The sequence below is a fragment of the Halalkalibacter lacteus genome (assembly GCF_036663595.1).
GTDB classification, from domain to species: Bacteria; Bacillota; Bacilli; order Bacillales; family Bacillaceae_D; genus Halalkalibacter; species Halalkalibacter lacteus.
This window is the reverse complement of sequence record NZ_JAWRVL010000062.1, coordinates 1-6,578: the sequence shown is the minus strand read 5'-3', so window position 1 is coordinate 6,578 and position 6,578 is coordinate 1. Positions and strand designations below refer to the sequence as shown.

Annotated in this window: 8 protein-coding genes; 4 read left to right on the top strand and 4 right to left on the bottom strand. The window is 37.6% G+C overall.

Translation table 11 applies throughout. The features are described 5' to 3' along the window. Window positions 1–107: 107 nt before the first annotated feature. Together SAZ04_RS21300 and SAZ04_RS21295 are read right to left on the bottom strand one after the other, a co-directional pair. Complete coding sequence (locus SAZ04_RS21300) at window positions 108–1,070, bottom strand: D-2-hydroxyacid dehydrogenase (protein WP_332699409.1); 963 nt, start codon at window positions 1,068–1,070, stop codon at window positions 108–110. A gap of 208 nt (window positions 1,071–1,278) precedes the next feature. After that, window positions 1,279–2,127: an MBL fold metallo-hydrolase gene (locus tag SAZ04_RS21295; protein ID WP_332699412.1), complete on the bottom strand. Its 849-nt coding sequence runs from the start codon at window positions 2,125–2,127 to the stop codon at window positions 1,279–1,281. Between the two features lie 191 nt (window positions 2,128–2,318). Here SAZ04_RS21295 and gloA2 point away from each other — a divergent pair, with 191 nt between their 5' ends. The 3 genes from gloA2 to SAZ04_RS21280 all read left to right on the top strand — a co-directional run bounded on the left by gloA2 (window position 2,319) and on the right by SAZ04_RS21280 (window position 3,660). Next, on the top strand, window positions 2,319–2,702 hold the full coding sequence (gloA2, locus tag SAZ04_RS21290; RefSeq protein ID WP_332699406.1) for an SMU1112c/YaeR family gloxylase I-like metalloprotein: 384 nt from the start codon (window positions 2,319–2,321) through the stop codon (window positions 2,700–2,702). Window positions 2,703–2,830: 128 nt separating this feature from the next. Beyond that, entirely contained in the window at window positions 2,831–3,043 is a 213-nt protein-coding gene (locus tag SAZ04_RS21285) for an alpha/beta-type small acid-soluble spore protein (protein WP_332699403.1), read from the top strand. A gap of 194 nt (window positions 3,044–3,237) precedes the next feature. Beyond that, complete coding sequence (locus SAZ04_RS21280; protein WP_332699400.1) at window positions 3,238–3,660, top strand: organic hydroperoxide resistance protein; 423 nt, start codon at window positions 3,238–3,240, stop codon at window positions 3,658–3,660. An 18-nt stretch (window positions 3,661–3,678) separates the two neighbouring features. On the opposite strand, the gene SAZ04_RS21275 is transcribed toward SAZ04_RS21280, so the two are convergent. Continuing rightward, window positions 3,679–4,131: an Rrf2 family transcriptional regulator gene (locus SAZ04_RS21275; RefSeq protein WP_332699397.1), complete on the bottom strand. Its 453-nt coding sequence runs from the start codon at window positions 4,129–4,131 to the stop codon at window positions 3,679–3,681. Between the two features lie 178 nt (window positions 4,132–4,309). Here SAZ04_RS21275 and hmpA point away from each other — a divergent pair, with 178 nt between their 5' ends. Then, window positions 4,310–5,536, top strand: a complete 1,227-nt coding sequence (gene hmpA, locus SAZ04_RS21270; RefSeq protein WP_332699393.1) for an NO-inducible flavohemoprotein — start codon at window positions 4,310–4,312, stop codon at window positions 5,534–5,536. Window positions 5,537–5,556: 20 nt separating this feature from the next. Here the strand turns inward: hmpA and SAZ04_RS21265 are convergent, their stop codons facing one another. Then, on the bottom strand, window positions 5,557–6,336 hold the full coding sequence (locus SAZ04_RS21265) for an alpha/beta hydrolase family protein (RefSeq protein WP_332699390.1): 780 nt from the start codon (window positions 6,334–6,336) through the stop codon (window positions 5,557–5,559). Between the last annotated feature and the right edge of the window lie 242 nt (window positions 6,337–6,578).

Below are 6,578 nucleotides of genomic sequence, written 5' to 3'. Positions count from 1 at the left end.
ACTATATCCATTTGAATAATCGGATTTAAAAACAAAAAAAACAGGCTGTTGAGAACACTTTCTCAACAGCCTGAGCATCCTTTAATGGATGCTCTTTTTCGTTAATGTTAGTATCCTTTTTTATAATCAACTAGATTAATGGAAAGTGGTTTTGATACTATATATTGTTTTAGGTTTGGAATGAAAATGTCTTCAATAACGCGTTTACTATAATATTCAGTGGACCCTGATGTGTGAGGAGTGACAATGACATTTTCAAGTTCCCATAACGGACTTGCTTCTTGTAGTGGTTCTGTCTCAAACACATCTAACCCTGCACCTGCAATTTGTTCGTTTGTAAGTGCATGAATTAATTCCTTTTCGACCACGACTTCCCCGCGACTGATATTAATAAGAAAAGAAGACGGTTTCATGGCTTCAAATTGCTGAGTTCCAAATAAGTGGTATGTATCATTGGTGAGAGGTACTGTTATGACCACATAGTCGCATTTTGGCAGAATATTATTTATATGCTCTGTATTATACATTTCATCGACATGTTCTAAGGGTTTGCCAGAATGGCGTACGCCTATTACGTGCATACCAAATGCTTTGGCAATTTTTGCTGTTTCTTGTCCAATCGCTCCAACTCCAAAAATTCCGATCGTTTTTCCGTGAATCTCCAGATTCATGTCAGCATGATGCCACGTTTTTGATTGTTGATTCTTTACATACGTATGAATTTTTCTTGTTAACCCTAGCATGAGTGCAAAGATCGTTTCTGAAATAGGATAAGAATGGACTCCGTTAGCACTTGTAATCTGTATGTCACGTGCTTGTAGGTCAGGTAAAGGAAGGGTGTTCACTCCTGCTGACCATGTTTGCACCCAGCAAAGAGATGATTCTGTTTGAAGAGCTAAATTCTTTATTTCTTTCTTCCAGCCTGCAATTACTTCAGCTTCTTTCATATGGGTCTCCCAAACTGCTCGATCTCGTCCAACAATAAGATCCCAGTCTGGAATAAGAGCTTGAATCTTTTCAATGTATGTTTGATCTAGATCTTGTGTAATGACCATTTTTCGTTGTTTCATAAGATCCCTCCGTTCTCAGTTACTACTTATATTATCAGATATTTCAGTAAATAGGCGAGAGGGAATTTCAGTCTCAAGGAGGAGAATACTTACACTTTACGTGTTACCTTTATATCTATAAATGGAACGTAGGAGCTTTTTATATTTCAGACGGGAACAAAAAAACCATTAGAAGCTGTTGAGAATTTCCTCAACAGCTTTTGAATGTCTAGTGAATGTTTGGATCGACATATCGACCGTAATCTGGAATGGCAATCTTGTCAAAGTCTGCAGCAAGTTTATCTAAACTTTCGGTTAACTCTGTTCCGTACATAGGTGGTCCATGACCTGTTATCGCAACTGTTGGTTCTAAATGCTTTAAGATGCCGACTGATTCCCAAGCCGCTTCCCAATCGGTTGTTAAGTAACGAGGAGGGCCATTTACTTCTTTATCTTGTGTTAAAACTTTATAAAGAGAATCTTGTTTTACAGTGACAAAGGCATCTCCAGCTATGAGCACATTGTCATCGATACGAATAAAGGAGACATGACCAGGAGTGTGACCAGGAGTATGGATCCACCTCCAACCAGGCATGTCAGGTATCCGATGATCATTAGGAAGTTCTTTTAGCCTGCTTCCTAGTTGAATTGGTTCATTTGGGAAAATGGAAGACATTTTTGCAATGAGTCCCCCTTCTACACTTGTATCTGGTTCAGGGTAGCTTTGTTCTCCAGTTAAATAAGGAAATTCAGCTGAGTGCGCATAAATAGGGACATCCCATTTTTCCGCTAGTTCAACAATAGCACCGACATGATCAAAATGACCATGTGTTAACACAATGGCACGTGGCGCATTGGCAGATCCAAATTTTTCAGTTAACGCTTCTAAAATGGTGTCGGCAGATTTCGGCATCCCAGCATCAACTAATACCCATTCGTTCGCTTTCCCTGGATTTCCAATAAAACAAACATTAACAACTTGAACAGGCAAACAGTAGACCTCAGGTGCTACGGCTTGTATAACGCCATCGGTTATTGATGTAATTGGGATAAATTTAGTATCTTTGCTATCATGCATTTCTTGGTCCACGTTTTTAATCCTCCTTTATAAACTCTTCTTCATACACATATGTAGTGTTTATCCAATTTTAGGATTTATGTAGAGAAAACATAAAACTTAGTTAAGAGCTTTAAAGTATTCGATTCCTGTTCAACTGAAGTTATAATGAAAGAAAGTCTTATCCCAAAGTAAATAGGAGAGTGGTTCATTTGTTCAAAAAAATTCATCATGCAGCAATTATTTGTTCTGATTATCAAGTGTCAAAGAAATTTTATGTCAATGTATTAGGCTTAAAGATAATAAATGAACTATATCGAGAAGAGCGACAGTCGTATAAATTAGATTTAGCAATTGATGGCGGTGGGCAGATTGAACTTTTCTCGTTTCCAAACTCACCTGAGAGACCTAGTTATCCTGAAGCACGTGGACTTCGGCATTTGGCATTTGAGGTCGATAACGTAGAGATGTGTAAAAAAGCGTTAGAAGAAAAACAAATAGAAGTAGAAGAGGTACGAACCGATGAGATCACAGGTAAGAAATTTACTTTTTTCTCTGATCCAGACGGGCTACCGTTAGAGCTCTATGAAGCATAGAGGTTGTTCCAAAAGAGGGAAATTATTTGGAACAACCTCTACAAAACTTTTCCAACAAAAAAGTTACATATGTTTATATTGTTTTCACACAATAGTTACTAACAACGAACAAAGTGAGGTGAACAGAAATGGCGAGTAACAACAGTAACAGTAATAGTAATCAACTAGTAGTCCCTGGTGTACAACAAGCTCTAGATCAAATGAAGTATGAAATTGCATCTGAGTTTGGCGTTCAACTTGGAGCAGATGCCACTGCACGGGCTAACGGTTCTGTTGGCGGCGAGATCACCAAACGTCTAGTTCAACAAGCTGAACAACAGTTTGGCGGTTCTCAATTTTAAGTAATATACAAGCCCACAAATGTAAATTCTTATAACCCTGCCGACTTGAGGTAGGGTCTTTTTAAAAGATAAGAAAGAATAAAATTCTTATAAGAAACAGACCTCTTTGCGCTCTTTATTATGTTTAGGATCAATCATTTTGGTGAATAGTCAAAGTGTAAGATGAACCTAATTTAATGAGGAGTGTTCTATTCATGTCAGACGTTATATTTACCGCACAAGCAAAAGCAGTAGGAGGAAGAAATGGACTTGTATCATCAAATAATGGGGTTCTTGACCATAAATTGCTAATGCCAAAGGGCAATGAGTCGGATGCTGATGGAACGAATCCAGAGCAACTATTTGCCGCTGGGTATGCGGCATGTTTCGATGGGGCTTTAAATTTAGTAGCATCAAAACAAAAAAAAGAAATCGATTCGGAAATAAATGCAGAAGTTAGCTTATTGAAAGATCCTGAAGACAACGGATACAAGATTGGGATTGTCCTACATGCATCTGTAAAAGGAGTAACTCAGTCTGAAGCAGAAGAATTAGTAAATCAAGCACATCAGGTATGTCCCTATTCGAAAGCGACAAGAGGCAATATTGATGTTGAATTACAAGTTATAGGTGAATAACGGTAAGAAGATTCCACATCATAATAATGTGGGATCTTTGTCTTGTAGCAACTCCTTCAAGAGTGAACCATTTGTTGTGAGATCAGCTAAAGTATATTGATCAAGAACATCTAAGTAAGCCATTAAGGCTTGGTGAAGAACACCTTTTAAGCTACAAACAGGTGAAATAGAGCACTTGTTTTGTTCTTTGCTAAAGCATTCAACAATATTGAAGTCATCTTCGGTTTGTCTGACAACAGAGCCTATATTAATGTCACTTGGCTTTACAGCTAGGCGTAAACCGCCGTTGCGACCACGAGTCGTTTCAATAAGCCCGAGTTTGCCTAATTGTAAAATCACTTTCATGAGGTGATTTTTTGAAATTCCGTAAGCGTTGGCAATGTCTTTTATATTGGTTCTTTCGTTTTCTGAAAGAGTTGTTAAGTAAATTAAGACACGAAGAGAGTAATCTGTGTAGATCGTTAATCGCATAATCATTAGCCTCACAATTTTTAGAAGTATCCTTATTTTAACATAGTTTCTCCTAACTAAAAACGAACGTTCTTGTGACAGCTTTGTTAAAGAAGTATTTTATACATTGCTTTTAACACTCGTTAGTAATAAGATAAAGATGCATTTAAAATACTTCTTTTAAATCGGGGGAAATCGTATGTTATCACAAAAAACGATTGATATAGTAAAATCAACAGCACCAGTGCTTGAAGTGAAAGGAAAAGAAATTACAACGCATTTTTACAAAACAATGTTTGAGGCTCATCCGGAACTATTAAATATCTTTAATCATGCAAATCAAAAAAAGGGAAGACAGCAGACGGCGCTAGCGAACACTGTTACAGCTGCAGCCAAATATATAGACCAACTAGAAGTGTTGCTCCCAGTTGTGAGACAAATAGCACATAAACACCGGAGTTTAGCGATTAAAGCTGAGCATTATCCAATCGTAGGCGAATTTTTATTAAAAGCTATAAAAGAAGTATTGGGAGAGGCTGCGACAGACGAAATTTTACAAGCATGGGGAGAAGCTTATGGCGCAATTGCTGATATCTTTATCCAAGTTGAGAATGAGATGTATCAGGAGGCGGAACAACAGGAAAATGGTTGGAAAGACTTTAAATCATTTCGTATCGTGAAAAAAGTAAAAGAGAGTGAATTCATTACATCCTTTTACTTAGAGCCAACAGATGGATTAGGTGTACCAGGCTTCCTACCAGGACAGTATGTTTCTGTTCGTCTTAAAGTTGAAGGAGAAACGTATCTTCTTAATAGACAATACAGTTTATCGGACAAGCCGAATGGTGACACATATCGGATATCGGTAAAAAGAGAAAGTGAAGGAAACCCAGCTGGTAAGGTTTCCAATTATTTGCATGATCTTTATGAAGTGGGTTCTGAAGTGGAGCTTAGTGCACCGGCAGGAGACTTTGTCTTGAATATCGAAGAAAAAAAACCAGTGTATTTAATTAGTGGTGGAGTAGGTGTGACACCCATGATGAGTATGCTTAAGACGATTTCAGCAGAACAGCCAAATCAAAAAGTTACATTTATCCATTCTGCAAAAAATGGTGCTGTTCATGCATTTGGCGAAGAAGTGAAAGAAACCATTTCAACATGCTCTAATGGAACAAGCTATATCTCTTATACGAGTCCAACAACGAAAGACCAACAAGCAAAAGCTTTTGATCATCAAGGCTACATTGATCTAGCTTTTCTGCAAAAAGTAGTGAAGGAAACAGATGCAACATTTTATGTATGTGGTCCAGTACAGTTCATGAAAGCAATCATTGCTAATTTAGAGAAATTAGACATTGAAGAGGGAAATATTCATTATGAATTCTTTGGACCTTCCCTTAACTTAAAAGAAACGGTCATGTCATAAAAGCAGATCCTCGGAGCCATTTAACTCCGAGGATCTTTGATGTCTGTGAGCCATTGAATTGTCTTTTTGAAGAGTTCTTTTTCCCAAGCGGTGTTCGTAAACGTGTGGTCCGCTCCTTCAATAAAGGAATATTTAACACGTTGATTACTAGAGATTGGCTGTGCATACATCTCTGCATTTTCTTTTGGAACGTCTTGATCTGCATCACCATGAATGATAAAAACAGAGCCTTTAAAGGATGTAATTGATTCAAGAGGCTGATGTTGCTTTAAATCATTGAAAAATTCATTGCTGAGAAGAAAGCCCATATAGTCAAAGGTTCCTTGTGTTTCAGCCGTTTTTACTGCTTCCTCGCCTGTAATCGTTGTAATATCTACATAAGGTCTTGCTACGGGTGACCATAATACAACTTTTTTTATTTGTGGTATTTGATAGGCTGTTAAAGCAGTTACTGCTCCTCCAAGACTATGACCAACAAGGATAATGTTCTCCGAATCGACATGATCTAAACCTGAAACATACTTAATAGCAGCTTTTAGCTCCTTCATTTGCTTTGACACTGTAACGTCGCTGTAATCGCCATCACTTTCTCCGCACCCACTAAAATCAAACCGAAAACTGATATAGCCAGCTTTGGCAATAGCTTGTGCCGCTTTAACAAATATACGATGAGCTCCTACTTTGTTCCCGACAAATCCATGAACGAAAAGAACAGCAGGATATTTCTCGCTTTTTATTTCTGGGTAGTGTATAGCAGCTGATAATCTATCTTCATAAAACCGGATAGCTCTTGAATTCATTGTTTCACCTCTGCTCGTATTCTATCTATTTGTGATTATAATAGAAGAAATGAACGAAAACAATTAAAATCCGATAAAACAGGTAGAAATTATTTGTTTTATACATATGAATGAATTTCATAATGTGAACCCTTAGTCTCGTAAGGCTTTCAAGACAAGAAAAATGGAGTACCTCCCCAAAAGTCGAATTAGTAAGTTACCACACAAAACTAACGACTGGAGGAAGACTCCCTTATGACTAT

What these genes read in the sequence shown, in the direction of transcription:
- SAZ04_RS21295 (WP_332699412.1), bottom strand. Translation starts at nt 2,127, where the DNA reads ATGCATGATAGCAAAGATACTAAATTTATCCCAATTACATCAATAACC.
- SAZ04_RS21265 (WP_332699390.1), bottom strand. Translation starts at nt 6,336, where the DNA reads ATGAATTCAAGAGCTATCCGGTTTTATGAAGATAGATTATCAGCTGCT.
- SAZ04_RS21280 (WP_332699400.1), top strand. Translation starts at nt 3,238, where the DNA reads ATGTCAGACGTTATATTTACCGCACAAGCAAAAGCAGTAGGAGGAAGA.
- SAZ04_RS21275 (WP_332699397.1), bottom strand. Translation starts at nt 4,131, where the DNA reads ATGCGATTAACGATCTACACAGATTACTCTCTTCGTGTCTTAATTTAC.
- SAZ04_RS21300 (WP_332699409.1), bottom strand. Translation starts at nt 1,070, where the DNA reads ATGAAACAACGAAAAATGGTCATTACACAAGATCTAGATCAAACATAC.
- hmpA (WP_332699393.1), top strand. Translation starts at nt 4,310, where the DNA reads ATGTTATCACAAAAAACGATTGATATAGTAAAATCAACAGCACCAGTG.
- SAZ04_RS21285 (WP_332699403.1), top strand. Translation starts at nt 2,831, where the DNA reads ATGGCGAGTAACAACAGTAACAGTAATAGTAATCAACTAGTAGTCCCT.